11 protein-coding genes are annotated in these 14564 nt (G+C 56.2%); 5 read left to right on the forward strand and 6 right to left on the reverse strand.

The annotated features are described in order from the left end of the window. Positions 1–12 precede the first annotated feature (12 nt). The 3 genes from F3I20_RS15195 to F3I20_RS15205 form a co-directional block, all read right to left on the reverse strand. Entirely contained in the window at positions 13–828 is an 816-nt protein-coding gene (locus F3I20_RS15195) for a carbohydrate ABC transporter permease (RefSeq protein WP_150037889.1), read from the reverse strand. Beyond that, positions 828–1700: a carbohydrate ABC transporter permease gene (locus tag F3I20_RS15200; protein ID WP_013359841.1), complete on the reverse strand. Its 873-nt coding sequence runs from the start codon at positions 1698–1700 to the stop codon at positions 828–830. The genes F3I20_RS15195 and F3I20_RS15200 overlap by 1 nt, the downstream gene beginning before the upstream one ends. Before the next feature lie 61 nt (positions 1701–1761). Further along, positions 1762–3093: an extracellular solute-binding protein gene (locus tag F3I20_RS15205; protein ID WP_150011929.1), complete on the reverse strand. Its 1332-nt coding sequence runs from the start codon at positions 3091–3093 to the stop codon at positions 1762–1764. A gap of 550 nt (positions 3094–3643) precedes the next feature. Here F3I20_RS15205 and F3I20_RS15210 point away from each other — a divergent pair. Next, positions 3644–4243, forward strand: a complete 600-nt coding sequence (locus tag F3I20_RS15210) for a GNAT family N-acetyltransferase (RefSeq protein WP_150011931.1) — start codon at positions 3644–3646, stop codon at positions 4241–4243. A 12-nt stretch (positions 4244–4255) separates the two neighbouring features. After that, positions 4256–5347, forward strand: coding sequence for an ABC transporter ATP-binding protein (locus tag F3I20_RS15215; protein WP_150037888.1), 1092 nt, complete (start codon positions 4256–4258; stop codon positions 5345–5347). Positions 5348–5404: 57 nt separating this feature from the next. Here F3I20_RS15215 and F3I20_RS15220 read toward each other — a convergent pair whose 3' ends face one another. After that, positions 5405–6523, reverse strand: a complete 1119-nt coding sequence (locus tag F3I20_RS15220; protein ID WP_150037887.1) for an ROK family transcriptional regulator — start codon at positions 6521–6523, stop codon at positions 5405–5407. Positions 6524–6563: 40 nt separating this feature from the next. Next, on the reverse strand, positions 6564–7448 hold the full coding sequence (locus F3I20_RS15225) for a glucosamine kinase nucleotide-binding domain-containing protein (protein WP_150037886.1): 885 nt from the start codon (positions 7446–7448) through the stop codon (positions 6564–6566). Between the two features lie 270 nt (positions 7449–7718). Here F3I20_RS15225 and F3I20_RS15230 point away from each other — a divergent pair, with 270 nt between their 5' ends. Then, a complete protein-coding gene (locus F3I20_RS15230) occupies positions 7719–8876 on the forward strand; it encodes a Gfo/Idh/MocA family protein (protein ID WP_150011939.1) in 1158 nt (385 codons plus the stop codon). Between the two features lie 750 nt (positions 8877–9626). On the opposite strand, the gene F3I20_RS15240 is transcribed toward F3I20_RS15230, so the two are convergent. After that, positions 9627–10868: an MFS transporter gene (locus tag F3I20_RS15240; protein ID WP_150011941.1), complete on the reverse strand. Its 1242-nt coding sequence runs from the start codon at positions 10866–10868 to the stop codon at positions 9627–9629. Between the two features lie 401 nt (positions 10869–11269). Here F3I20_RS15240 and F3I20_RS15245 point away from each other — a divergent pair, with 401 nt between their 5' ends. Together F3I20_RS15245 and F3I20_RS15250 are read left to right on the forward strand one after the other, a co-directional pair. Beyond that, on the forward strand, positions 11270–11869 hold the full coding sequence (locus F3I20_RS15245; RefSeq protein ID WP_150011943.1) for a hypothetical protein: 600 nt from the start codon (positions 11270–11272) through the stop codon (positions 11867–11869). A gap of 276 nt (positions 11870–12145) precedes the next feature. Beyond that, positions 12146–14536, forward strand: coding sequence for a glucose/quinate/shikimate family membrane-bound PQQ-dependent dehydrogenase (locus tag F3I20_RS15250; protein ID WP_150037885.1), 2391 nt, complete (start codon positions 12146–12148; stop codon positions 14534–14536). Positions 14537–14564: the final 28 nt, after the last annotated feature.

Consider the following 14564-nt stretch of genomic DNA (forward strand, 5'->3'; position numbering starts at 1 on the left):
GAACTTCACAAATTACTTCACGGCCCCTTCGGTGACGCCGCTGATAAACTTGCGCTGGAAAATCAGGAACACCACGATTAGCGGCATAATCACAATCATCGCGCCCGCCATCAGCACCGGAATGTCGATGGTGTTTTTATTCTGGAAAAACATCATGCCAATCGGCAGCGTGCGCAGCTCATCCTTGTTGACCAGAATCAGCGGGATCAGGAACTCATTCCACGTCCAGATAAACAGCAGCAGCCCCAGCGTTGACAGGGTCGGCCAGATAGCGGGCACCAGAATGCCCCACAGAATTTTGACGCGTGACGCGCCATCCATCACCGCCGCTTCTACCAGCTCTTTCGGCACCTGCTGAAACGCACTGGCTATCATCAACGTGGTAAAGGGCAGCGACAGGGCGATTTGCGGCAGGATCAGCGCCACATAAGTGTTGGTCAGCCCCATCCAGCGCAGCTCGTGATAGAGCGGAATGATAAAGGCTTCACTCGGCAGCACCATCCCCAGCGCCAGCATCGCCCCGATGATTTTTTTACCGGGGATTTTCAGCCAGGCGAAACCGAACCCGGCCAGAATGCCGAGCAGCACGCTGAACAGCACCACCGGAATGACCACCAGCACTGAATTCAGGAAGTAAACGTTAAAGTGTCCCTGCTGCCAGGCGGTCAGGTAGTTTTTGAAATTCAGCGAGGCGGGCAGCGTGAAAACACCCTGAAACAGCTCCATCTGGGTTTTAAACGAGGTCATCAGCGCCATAAGAAACGGCAGAATCGTCATCAGCGCCACGATCCAGATCAGCGCGCGTGAAATCACCGGCGTGCTTCGCATCAGTAACGCTCCTTTAAGGCCAGATGGATCAGGTAGTTAATCCCCAGAACAATGATCATGCTGAACACCGCTACCGACGAGGCGTAGCCAAAGTAGTGCAGGTCAAAGCCCTGCTTATACATAAAAATGTTGGTGACCATGGTGGAGGTGCCCGGCCCGCCCTGGGTCATCACATAGACCAGGTCAAAGGCTTTCAGGCTGGCGATCACCGTTAGCAGCAGGGCAATACGCAGTTCGGGCCGCAGGCCAGGCAGCGTGATGCGCATAAACTTCTGGCGACGTGACGAGCCATCCAGATCGGCGGCTTCCAGCAGTGACGGATCCATGCGCTGCAGGCCCGCCATAAACAGCACCAGACAGAAGCCGAAGAAGTACCAGGTGGCGACCAGCCCCACGGCAGGCAGCGCCCAGGTAAAATCACCCAGCCAGGAGAGCGCCAGCTGTGGCAGGCCGATGGCGCGTAATATCTGGTCGATCGGGCCAAACGCCGGGTTATAGAGCCAGCGCCACACCACGCCCAGTACCGCCATCGGCATGATGTAGGGCAGGAAAAAGAGAATGCGCAACACGCTGCGTTCGCTGTTGTTGCGCGTGTCATAGAGAAAGCTGCAGAGCAGCAGGCCGACGCCAATCGGCAACAGGGTATAGAACAGCATCAGGATGGCGTTGTTGCCCAGCGCAATCCAGAACACCGGATCGCTGAACATCCGCAGATAGTTGCTGATGCCACTAAACACCGGCAGCGAGGTGCCGTCCCATTCGGTAAAACTGATACCCAGCGAGGCCAGCAGCGGGAACAGCAGAAACACCGCATAGACCAGCACCGCAGGCAGAACATAGAGAAAATTACGCCAGCTGCTTAAATTCAACATAACCCTACTCGTGGTTCAGAACGATGCTCAGGCCCGGCAGTGAATGCGCCGGGCCTCCGGCTTAATGCTTCAGGGTTTTCAGGTAACGCTGATAGTTATTATCAAAATTAACCACCATCTGATCGGCGGTCTGACGACCCGCAAGCAGCAGCTGGACATTCTGATTCAGCTCGGCATTCATGGTTGGTGTCGCCCAGTCCACGTAGTGGCCTAAACCGTCATAGTCGTTGAGCGTCAGCCAGACCTGATACGCCTCTGCCAGCAGCGGATTATCCGCCGGCATTTTGGCCGCTTTGTTGGTGCTGGCCGGCAGGAAGCCCACTTTCAGCCAGCGGTTTGCCATGGCATCCGAGACCATATAGTTGATGAACTTCGCTGCACCCTCCTGCTGATCTTTGCCTTTGGCGGTGCTGGTGATGGAGAACGCCAGATCGGTTCCGCCCACCATCAGCGGCTGCTTCACGCCGTCACCAGCAGGCATTGCGGCAAAGTGAATATCCTTGTTGTCTTTAAACTGGCCGAGATACCAGGTGCCGCTGACCAGGAACGCGGCCTGGCCGTTCTGGAACAGCGTCGCCGCATCATCATGACCAATACCCTGGAAGCCAGGGAAGAAGTACCCTTTGTCGGTCCAGCTCTTCATCATGGTGGCGGCATTGACCAGCTTGCTGTCTTTAAAGGTACCGCCCACATCGTAAATCAGATTATCCAGCGTCTTGCGGTCGTGACTCTCAATCTGCGCCTGCCACAGGGTGCTGAGCAGCTGCTGGCCCATGTTGCCATCAAGCAGGCCCAGCATCATCGGCGCGGTGCCCTGCTGTTTCAGCTTCGCCATGGCACTTTCCAGCTCTGCCAGCGTTTTCGGTACCGCAATGCCCGCTTTATCCAGCAGCGCTTTGTTGTAATAGAGCCCGACCATTTCGCCCAGGCTGGCGATGCCATACAGCTTGCCGCTGCCAAATTCACCGCTGTCTGACCAGCGGTTACGTTTCAGAATCGAGTCCGGGAAGCGCGTGGTCCAGCCGTAGCTGGCGGCATAGCCGTCGAGCGGCAGCAGCAGCTTATCTTTAACCAGCGAACCCATATCGCCACCGCCCTGATTGACCTGAGCGATCTGTGGGCCATCACCGGCAGTCAGTGCCAGCTTCAGCGGAATGCGGGTATCTTCAAAGGAGTGAACCGAGCGGTTAATCACGATGCCGGGATTCTGCTGTGAGAATTCTTTAATCCCTTCATCCACCGCAGCAGTCTGCTCCGGATAGTTGTAGATATCCCACTCATTCAGAGTGACGGCGGCGTGAGCGGCATGAGAAACGCTGCCCGCCAGCAGGCCCGCTGCCAGCAGCCGACCCACATTGCGAATTCGGAACGAACGAACGGAGGAAACAGACATTATGCTCACCTTCTTCAGACCAGGATCGGCATCCTTTCATCTCACCGCCTGACATCCTGCAGGCTGCAGCCGCACACAAACGCACTCAACCATACTTACTTTAATGGAAAAATAAAGTCAAACAGCCTGCAGTGGGAATTACAACGCTGTGAGCGCGCGCAAATAAACAGCGACATGCCGTGAAATTCAGCACACCGCGCTGGCTTTCACACGATTACCCCTGGCGGAACGTCGCCAGGCACTTTCTTAATAGCAGGAGATACCAGTACGATAATCGCAAAATAACGTCCTGATAAAACATATGAAAATCCTATCACGCTCACACTTTTCCCTTCCGGACGGTCTTAAAACGACGGTCAGCCGCGGCGCTCCGGGCGTGTTGGCGATCACAGTTGTGTATCCTGACGCCGCTAAACGTTGCCGAACCGCCCGGGTTAGTGCGATAAGGTAATTATTCTATCTTGAAAACTAAGTCTACTTTCATTAACGTAACTTTCATCTGCGGATCTGTTCAATCCCTGACCGGTTCCCTCACTCACGAGAATTGACCATGGCGAATCAAGGTGTCATTCGTCCGGCCACTCCGGCGGACTACCCGGCGCTCTACCGCATCTGCCTGGAAACAGCCGATGCAGGCAGCGATGCCCGCGCGCTCTACTCCGATCCCGATTATCCCGGCCAGCGTTTTGCCGTGCCCTATGCGCGCTTCGCGCCTGACTTTGCTTTTGTGCTGGAGCGGGACGGCGAGGTGCAGGGTTATGTCGTCGCAACGCCCGATACCCGCGCGTTTGAAGCACAGCTTCAGGCCGAATGGTGGCCGCAGCTGCAGGAGAAATATCGCGACCGCAGCGCCAGCGCCCCGCTCGACAGCAAGGTGCTCGACGCGATACGCCATCCCGACCAGGCCGCTGACACCCTGGTGACGCAGTGGCCCGCGCATCTGCATATCAACCTGCTGCCGTCAGCGCAGAAAGGCGGCTGGGGTCGCCGGATGATTGAGCATGAACTGGCGGCGCTGCGGGCGGCGGGTGTCAGCGGTGTCCATCTTGGCGTCAGCCTGCAGAACGAGCAGGTCTGTGCCTTCTATGCGCGCTTGGGGTTTACCCCTATCCTGCGCAGCAATGCCATCTACATGGGCCAGTTACTCTGAGTGAGGTAGCCGATGACCAGCCTGCGCTTGCAGAATGTGAAGAAGTCGTATGAACACGTGAATGTCATTCATGGCATCGATCTGACGATCAACAGCGGTGAATTTGTGGTGTTTGTCGGGCCATCCGGCTGCGGCAAATCGACGCTGCTGCGGATGATTGCGGGGCTGGAGGAGATCAGCAGCGGTCAGTTGCTGATTGAGGAGCAGGACATGACGCAGCAGCCCGCCACCGAGCGCGGCATCGCGATGGTGTTTCAGTCTTATGCGCTCTACCCCAACATGACGGTGCGCGGCAATCTGGCCTATCCGCTGGAGGTGATGAAAAAGTCCAAAGCGGAGATCAACCAGGCCATTGAGCAGACGGCAGCACGGCTGCACCTGACTGAACTGCTCGACCGCCTGCCGCGTGCGCTTTCTGGCGGACAGCGGCAGCGCGTAGCGATTGGCCGGGCGATTATCCGTCATCCGCGTATCTTCCTGTTTGATGAACCGCTCTCTAACCTTGATGCCGAACTGCGTCTGCAGATGCGGATTGAGATCGCCCGGCTGCACGCCTCACTCGGTAATACGATGATTTATGTGACCCACGATCAGCTGGAGGCGATGACGCTGGCTGACCGCATTGTGGTGCTACGTCAGGGCCGCATTGAGCAGGTCGGCGCGCCGCTGACGCTCTATCACGATCCGGATAATCTGTTTGTGGCCGGTTTTATCGGCTCGCCAAAGATGAATTTTCTGCGGGCGGAAATCAGCGCCACCGGCGAAGGTGAAGTGCAGCTACGGGTGCCGGAACTGAAAATTGAGGAGCTGGTGCTGAAGATTGCCGCCGACTGCCGCGAGGGCCAGACCGTGACGCTGGGCATTCGTCCTGAGCACTTCCAGCCTGCCGCGCAGACGCCGGAGGCACAGCGCTTTCACGGCGAGCTGGCCTATGGCGAGATGCTGGGCCACACCAACTATCTCTACCTGGATATCGGGCGCGAGCAGATGCTGGTGGTGGAAGAGCGCGAGGCGACCACGCGCGATCTGGGCACGCAGGTTGAACTGGGCTTTTCTGCCGCGCACTGCCTGCTGTTTGATGAGCAGGGCATGCGTCTGCGCTAAGGGAAGCGCGAAAACAAAAACGGGCGCTACGGCGCCCGTTTTTAATTGCAGGGAAACTCAGGTAACCGGCTCTTCATCGGCCTGCGCCGCCAGCAAATCCAGCAGCCGGTTGACGGCAAAACCCGCCGCACCCAGCGCCCACATCCGGTTCGATTCCGTCAGAAACTGCAACGGCGTCATGTGCGGCGTCAGTTTGAGCCGGTAAGCCTGGAAGCTCTGGGTGATGTGATCGAGCAGAATGCGTGAGGCCATGTGCGGCTCCATCGCCAGATAAACCACATCCGGGTCGTAGGCCACCGACAGATTCGCCAGCGAAATCCCCAGCTCGCGCCCTGCCTCTTCCAGTACCGCCAGCACCTCAGGCGTTGGCCGCTGATCCAGCGCCTGTAGCGTGAGGTTTTCCACCGGTTCCTGCTCTGCCAGCTGCTGCAGAATGGCGCGCGATGAGGCGACATCCTCCAGCAGACGCAGCGAGCCGTCGCCTACCAGTCCGTTGCCAATCTCTCCTGCCTTGCCATGACGACCGCGGTAGAGCTGACGATTCAGGATAATGCCCGCCCCGATCCCTTTGCCGTAGGTCGCGATCACCGCTGACTGGGCATTACCGAGCTGCCCAAACACCAGCGCCGCCATCGCCATGGCGTTGGCATCGTTCTCGATAAACACCGGCAGCGAGAAACGCTCTTCCAGCAGGCGTGCAATCGGGACATTATCCCAGTCGAGCACTTTGGAGCGGATGCAGTAGCCATTTTCGGCATCGACCAGGCCTGACAGCGCCAGGCCAATGGCTCCGACCCGCCTCTCCTCCACGCCGCGCAGGAACTTCGCCAGCGCATCGCCAAGCTGACGCGGTGTCAGCGTGCCTTTTGGCATCTGCTGTTCGCCCAGCAGATTGCCGCTGAGATCGGTCATGACAATCAGGTTACGTTCCGCATTAAGCTGAATGCCAATCACGCTGGCGCGATCGGGATTGAGTCCCAGCAGCGTTTTTGGCCGTCCCATCGATACACGACGCAGCCCCAGCTCCTGCACAATCTCCTGCGCCAGCAGCCGATTAGTTGCCTGCGACACGGTCGACATGCTCAGTCCGCTGCGGACTTTCAGGTCTGACTGGCTGATCGGCGCATTTTCAACAATCAACCGCAGAATGCGCGCGGTTACGTTGGGAGCGGTCATAAATTCCTCGGGTTATCTGACTGAGAAGGCTCAGCCAGTTTCAGATCGATAATCGGACAGGCGTCAGCTGCTGCGCCAGTATCAGCGCCCCGCTCAGGGCATCGCCCTGTGGCGTGACCAGCCTGGCCTGAATATCGTTATCCAGCCAGCGCTGTATTGGCGTCGCCAGGCCACCCATCAGCGCCACCCGTCCGCTGCTCAGCGCAATCAGACGGCGCACCATCAGACCGATATCGGCGGCGGTCTGATGCAGCAGATCCTGAGCGTGACAATCACCCGCGTCGGCGGCCGCGAAAATCTGTGGCACTACACGCGCCCAGTCGGCCGGCGTCGCTGAGCGCGTCCAGAGCAGCATCGTTTCCGGGCTGTCACTGAACTGCGCCATCAACTGCCGGGTAAAGGCAGTCGGCGTAATAATGGACTCATAGGCCAGCAGCGCCAGACGCAGCGCACGCCGGCCCAGCTCTGCGCCCGAGCCCTGATCAGACAGGGCAAAACCCCAGCCGCCAAGCAGCGTAAAACGTTCGCCATCCCAGGCCGCGCCCTGACTACCGGTGCCGATGATAAAGACAGCGCCAGGAGCGCCACTATGCGCGCCCGCACAGGCGATCTCCACATCGCTGACCACCTGTAATGCCGCGCAGGCAGGCTGCCAGCTGGCGAGCCGCGCCTGCACCGAGGAAACATTGGCACCCGCTAATCCGGCAACCAGTGCGGTCTGCGCCAGCGCCTCTGGCGCTAATCCCGCCTGTGACAATACCCGATCAATCAGTTGTCCGACGCAGGTCAGCGCCGCGTCATAGTCTGACCAGACGTTGGCAGGCCCGCCAGTGGCTTCCGCCAGCACGCGGCCCTGCAGGTCGGTTAACCGCGCGCGACACTGTGTACCGCCGCCATCAATGCCAAGAAGATAGTGTGGTTGCACGCGCTTCCTTCCCGATTTTGGGTTATAGCCATAATGAGCGAACGATAGGATAAAAAAACTTAAATCGCAATAACAAATAAATATGGCAAAAGAATATCGACGGTTTTTCTTTACTTTACATAGTTATAACAAAAAACAGCCCCGCAAAACGGGTAGTACGTTATTGACATTAGTTTTTCTATCGTAATAAGTTGGTGGTCAGATTATCAACAGCCGTGCCCGATCACAGGCGGGCTATGCATTATCCGATTTCAGGAACAGGGGTTTAACATGAAAGTAGGCATTATCGGTCTCGGCTTTCGTCTGTCCCACGTGATCAAAGAGTTCAGCAACGCCGACGACACCTTCTCAGTGGTGGGTTATTACGATCCGGCCCCGGCCGGACTGCCTAATCTGCACAGCTTTGGTATCGCGCCTGGCCAGGCCTTTGCATCCATCGACGCGCTGCTGGAACACGGCGGCATGGATGTGGTGCTGGTTGGCTCACCCAACTTCCTGCATCTGGAGCATGTGGGTCAGGCACTGGCGGCAGGCTATACCGTCTTTACCGAAAAGCCGGTGGTAATCAATGAAGAGCAGACCATGGCGATGGCGAAGCTGGTGCGCCAGTATGGCGAGGCACGCATTCTGGTCGGCCTGGTGCTGCGCTACTCCCCGCTCTATCACGATCTGCTGGCGGCACGCGATGCCGGTCAGCTGGGTGAGATCACCTCGATTGAGGCGACAGAACATATCAAGCCTTATCACGGTGCCTTCTTTCAGCGCGACTGGCGGCGTCTGGAAAAGTATGCCGGTCCTTACATTCTGGAGAAGTGCTGCCATGACATTGACCTCTATCAGGGCCTGTTGCAGGAGCGTCCGACTCACGTCGCCAGCTTTGGTGGCCGGAAATCCTTTACCCCGGCGCATGCGCCTCAGGGGGCGATCACCGCTGAGTCAGAGCTTTATCACGTGAAGCCGAGTGGCTGGTCGAGCACCGATGCGGTCTTCGACAGCGACGCCGATATTGTCGACTACCAGACTGCGCTGATTGAGTATGAAGGCGGCGCGACGCTTGCTTTCCATGCCAACCTGAACGTCCCGGATGAGTTCCGCCGTTTCTGTGTGATGGGCACGGACGGCATGGCGGAAGGCGACTTCGTACGAAACTACTTCCGTGTACACAACGCGCGCAGCGGTGAGAAAGAGGTCGATACCGCTTACAGCGGCAATGCTTATGATGGTCACTACGGTGCAGATGCCCTGATGGCAGAAGAGATCGTTAAACATATTAAACAGGGAACACCGCTGAAAGTTTCAGTGGTGGACGCGCTGGAAGCGGGCCTCACCGCCATAAAAATCGATGAGGCGCGCAAAACCCGCAGCGTAGTGGACATGCGTGAAAGCTGGCTGACCTTTGACGCCAACCTGGGAAAAACCGGGGCCTGATGGCTCCACCCTGTGGGCCGGACTCCCCCTCTGACCCCAGGATTAAAATGGCAGTATGACTGGTCACTTCCTGTACTGGCCTTCGGGCCAGTGACATTATTGCTGGTGAGCGCCACCGTAATAACTCTGCCCAACGCTCAACCAACGTCTTTTCCCTTCTCCCCAGCCTGAGGCAACGATCAGACGCAAAGCGATGGGAGCATACGCCTGCACCAGATCCAGACCTGCTCACCACAACCAGCCCCCAACAAACCACTCCGCAGCCCAAGGCAACTTACGTACTCAAAGCGATGGGAGCATACGCCTGTAGCAAAGCATCGCGGGCCATGGACAAAAACGCCGGGAACGATTTGAACAATGCAACGCGTTGGCCCGTTTACGGGCGCACCTCAGGGATAAGGTGCGTACTAAAAACGCCGGGAGCGTTTTTGAACAACGCAACGCGTTGGCCCGTTTACGGGCGCACCTCAGGGATGAGGTGCGTACTAAAAACGCCGGGAGCGTTTTTGAACAACGCAACGCGTTGGCCCGTTTACGGGCGCACCTCAGGGATGAGGTGCGTACTAAAAACGCCGGGAGCGTTTTTGAACAACGCAACGCGTTGGCCCGTTTACGGGCGCACCTCAGGGATGAGGTGCGTAATCGTCCGCGCTGAGCCTGCCATGGAAGGCGTTCAGGCGTCTTTGCGCAAGGCGTATGATCCCTGAGCCTGCTCAGTGGCCCATGACCGCTGCATACTTCTAACCAGTCCTAAACCGGATCCCCCTCATTCTCCAGCTTCTGACGCCGCCGCAGATGCGGAAACAGCTTCATCCACAACGCCACCACAATCAGCGTACCGATGCCGCCAATCGCTGCCGCAGGTGCCGCTCCCATCCAGGCTGCCAGCAATCCCGACTCAAACTCGCCCAGCTGATTCGACGTATTAATAAAAATCGCGTTAACCGCATTCACCCGTCCGCGCATCGCATCCGGCGTATCCAGTTGCACCAGCGCACCCCGGATCACCATACTCACCATATCAAAGCCACCCAGCGCACAGAGAGCAATCAGCGACAGCCACAGCTGCGTGGACAGCGCGAACACCAGCGTGGCAACACCAAAGCCCGCCACCGAACCAAACATAATCATCCCGACATGCTTGTCCAGCTTATGACGGCTCAGCCAGATGCCCACCAGCAATGCGCCTGCTGAGGGTGCACCGCGCAGCATCCCTAATCCCCACGGCCCGGTATGCAGAATATCTTTGGCAAAAATCGGCAGCAGCGCGGTTGCGCCACCGAGCAACACCGCAAACAGATCGAGCGAAATCACCCCAAGGACATCTTTGCGCTCACGGATAAAGTGAATCCCGGCAAACAGATTCTTCATATTCATCGGCAGACGGGTCTGCACCGGACGCTCATAACGCAGCAGACTCACCAGCGTCAGCGAAATCAGATAAAACAGCCCGGAAACGCCATACACAACATGGGGCCCGGCAACATAAAGCAGCCCGCCCATCGTCGGCCCGACAATCACCGCCGCCTGGCCCCCTACCGAGTTCATCGCCATGGCGCGCGCCAGAATCGAAGGCGGCACCAGCGACGGTAGCATCGAGGACATTGCAGGCCACTCCAGTGCCTTCGCCACCGCAATCATAAACACCAGCCCCCACAGTGCGGTCTTATCGGCGGAATGGAATAAGGTAAGCACCACTAATGCCACCAGTGCAGCAAATTCCACCAGCTGCCCCAGCAGCACAATGCGCCGCCGGTCATATTGATCCGCAAGATGACCGGCAGGTAGCGCCAGCAATACCGACGGCAGAAACTGCATCAGGCCAATCATCCCCAACGCCATTGCGCTGTTGGTCAGCGCATAGATCTGCCAGCTGATTGCCACCGAGAACATCTGAAAACCAAATGATGAACAGGTGCGCGCCAGCCAGAACGCGACAAATGTGCGATGTCGCCACAGCGACTCTTCCGCTGTTGATGCCATAAATCCCATGTCTTATCCCTAATCAGGTGAGGAAGCCCGCATCGTTGCGCGGTGTTATTGGTGTGGTTATTGAAGATGTTAAATTAACAGACCGGATGAGACCTGAATGGCTGCGGCACCCGCCCCGGCTCTCTGCACAACAAAACGCAGACCTGTCCGGCACAGGCACATCCGACCTCTCCTGACTATTACCAGCCTATTGGTCCCGACTATTGAATATATTCCAGCGCATCATCAGACGCCAAAGGAATTATGTTCTCTTCGCTAATGGGTTTATTTACTTTCTCAGGCAACAAAAGGATGATTTGGATTAAGGAGATGATCTATATTTATTCGCGCGTTTAAAAAAATGCGACTTTTTATATGATCAATTATCAATAAATCCTTTTTTATTGCATTTCATAGAGATAATGAAAAACAGTTTATATAACCCCTATGTTACTGAACCAATCCATCACGTTAAGCGTAATGTCACTGGCATTTGCTATAGCGTCCCTTATCTTCAGCAAAACCAGGAAATCGGCAATACACTTAATACAAACAACATTATTTCATTACACAATCAAATTGCTACTGAAGCAGCATTAATGATTATTCCAATCGATGATATGCGATTGCGGGGAATGATGGCTGTACCGGACGCTTATTCACATTTACAGAATGGGCGAATCCGGATTGGAATCAATTATTCCAGTTTAGCGGCACACTATGCGCCACTACTTGAATTAACTAAGAAATTTGATTTCTGGCTTTATGATTTTGCGCCGCCGGGAGCAGACTGGCGACTGCTGGAATCTTTTCCTTTTTCAGGGATTGTTTTAAACGAAGCGTTCTTTAATGACAATTATGAAAAATTTACCTTTCCCTTTTTTATGGCGACATTTCGTGAAAAAGGGGCAGAGGTCATCGTGCGAAGTCATACGCCCACTTTAACGGCTGAACAGTTTGCTGAGATAAATATCAGCGGCTGGCAACAGCAACGCTCGGACGGCGATCTTATTAGCTGTTGATTCACAAATCCTGCCTTCCGGCGTTAAGGGCACACGGCGGTGCGCTTAACGTCCTTTAATCCCTCATAAAATGTCGTATTACTGCATTTGTTAAGCGCTTTAAGCTAAAAAAATCAAACCTCGATCTGATTTTGCTATAACATTTAACACAAAGGGATCGTCTGTCTTAACGGAAGAGATACTCAAGAACACCCTTAATCATTTGTACTTGATAACTGGAAGCAACCTATCTGGTTGTTTTCGTGTGTTTTATGGTAACGAAACGAGGTCGATATTATGGGGAAAAACTCCTCATCATTTGGCGTAATTCGTTTTCTGACAGTGCTGTTCGCAGTACTGACGGGCGCGTTTATGCTGATTGGCGGTGGCTGGTTAGCCGCCATTGGTGGTTCCTGGTATTACGTTTTCGGCGGTGTAGTGATGCTTATCACCGCCTATCTGCTTTCCCGTCGTAAAAGCACCGCGCTGGTTCTCTATGCGCTGCTGCTGATTGGCACCCTGATCTGGGGTGTATGGGAAGTGGGTACGGACTTCTGGGCACTGGCACCACGCACCGATGTGCTGGTGATCTTTGGTGTCTGGCTGATCCTGCCGTTTGTTTATCGCAGTGTTAACGCTGGCAGCAAAGCCGCGCTGGGGACCATGGCTGTGGCGCTGATTGCCAGTGCTATCGTGCTGGCCTATGCGGTGTTTAACGACCCGCAGGTGATAAACGGTTCAGTGCCAGAAACCGCTGACAACGCCCCGCAGGCTGCGCCGCTGAGTAACATTCCTGATGCTGACTGGCCCGCTTATGCGCGCGATCAGCAGGGAACCCGTTTCTCGCCGCTGAAGCAGATCAATCACCAGAACGTGAAAGAGTTGCAGGTTGCCTGGCAGTTCCAGACGGGCGACATGAAAGGGCCTAACGATCCGGGTGAAATCACCGACGAAGTTACCCCGATTAAAATCCGCGACACGCTTTATCTCTGTTCACCACACCAGATTCTGTTTGCGCTGGATGCGGCCACCGGTAAGCAGAAGTGGAAGTTTGATCCGGGCATGAAGGTTAACCCAACCTTCCAGCACGTGACCTGCCGTGGTGTTTCTTATCACGAAGTACCGGCAGCCGCCGATGCGGCAAACACACAGCCTGCGCTTTGCTCACGTCGTATCTATCTGCCTGTCAACGATGGCCGTCTGTTTGCGCTGGACGCAGAGACCGGCGAACGTTGCCCGTCATTTGGCGTTAACGGTGAGCTGGATCTGCAGCACAAACAGCCTGTTACCACTGCGGGTATGTATGAGCCGACCTCTCCACCAGTCATTACCAACACCACCATCGTAATGGCCGGTGCAGTAACCGATAACTTCTCAACCCGCGAGCCGTCAGGCGTGATTCGTGGTTTTGATGTGAATACCGGCAAACTGCTGTGGGTGTTTGATCCAGGCGCGAAAGACCCGAATGCCATTCCGGCTGATGAACACACCTTTACCATGAATTCACCGAACTCATGGGCACCGGCAGTGTACGATCCGAAACTGGATACCGTTTATCTGCCAATGGGTGTGACCACACCGGATATCTGGGGCGGTAACCGCACACCAGAGCAGGAGCGTTATGCGAGCAGCGTGCTGGCGCTGAACGCCACCACCGGTAAGCTGGTCTGGTCTTATCAGACCGTGCATCACGACCTGTGGGATATGGATCTGCCGTCGCAGCCAACGCTGGCTGACATCACCGACAAAGATGGCAACACCGTACCGGTGGTTTACGCGCCAGCGAAAACCGGCAACATCTTTGTCCTGGATCGCCGTACTGGCAAGCCAGTGGTCCCTGCGCCAGAAACGCCAGTGCCACAGGGTGCTGCCAAAGGTGACCACGTTGCCGCCACTCAGCCCTACTCTGAGCTGACCTTCCGTCCGAAGCAGAACCTGACGGACAAGGATATGTGGGGCGCAACGATGTTTGACCAGCTGGTGTGCCGCGTGATCTTCAAGCGCCTGCGCTATGAAGGTCCGTTCACTCCGCCATCTGAGCAGGGTACGCTGGTGTTCCCGGGTAACCTCGGTATGTTCGAATGGGGCGGTATTGCCGTCGATCCACATCGTCAGATTGCGATTGCTAACCCAATGGCGCTGCCGTTTGTCTCGAAGCTGGTTCCACGTGGCCCGGGCAACCCGATTGAGCCGCCGAAAGGCGCAGAGGGTGGTTCAGGTACGGAAACCGGTATTCAGCCACAGTATGGCGTGCCGTATGGCGTCGAGCTGAATCCGTTCCTGTCACCGTTTGGTCTGCCATGTAAACAGCCTGCCTGGGGTTACATCTCCGCGGTAGATCTGAAGACCAACGATGTGGTGTGGAAACAGCGTATCGGTACCGTTCGCGATAGCGCACCGGTTCCGCTGCCGTTCAAAATGGGTATGCCGATGCTGGGTGGTCCTATCACCACCGCGGGTAAGGTGTTCTTCATTGGCGCGACCGCAGATAACTACCTGCGTGCGTTCAGCACCGATACCGGCGAGCTGTTATGGCAGGCCCGTCTGCCAGCAGGCGGCCAGGCGACCCCAATGACCTATGAAGTAGATGGCAAGCAGTACGTTGTCATCGCAGCAGGTGGGCACGGTTCGTTTGGTACTAAGCTGGGCGATTATGTGATTGCCTACGCCCTGCCAGACCAGAAGTAATTCACGACGCTGTGAACAACCTAAGGCG

It is taken from the genome of Candidatus Pantoea gossypiicola (assembly GCF_008632075.1).
GTDB classification, from domain to species: Bacteria; Pseudomonadota; Gammaproteobacteria; order Enterobacterales; family Enterobacteriaceae; genus Pantoea; species Pantoea gossypiicola.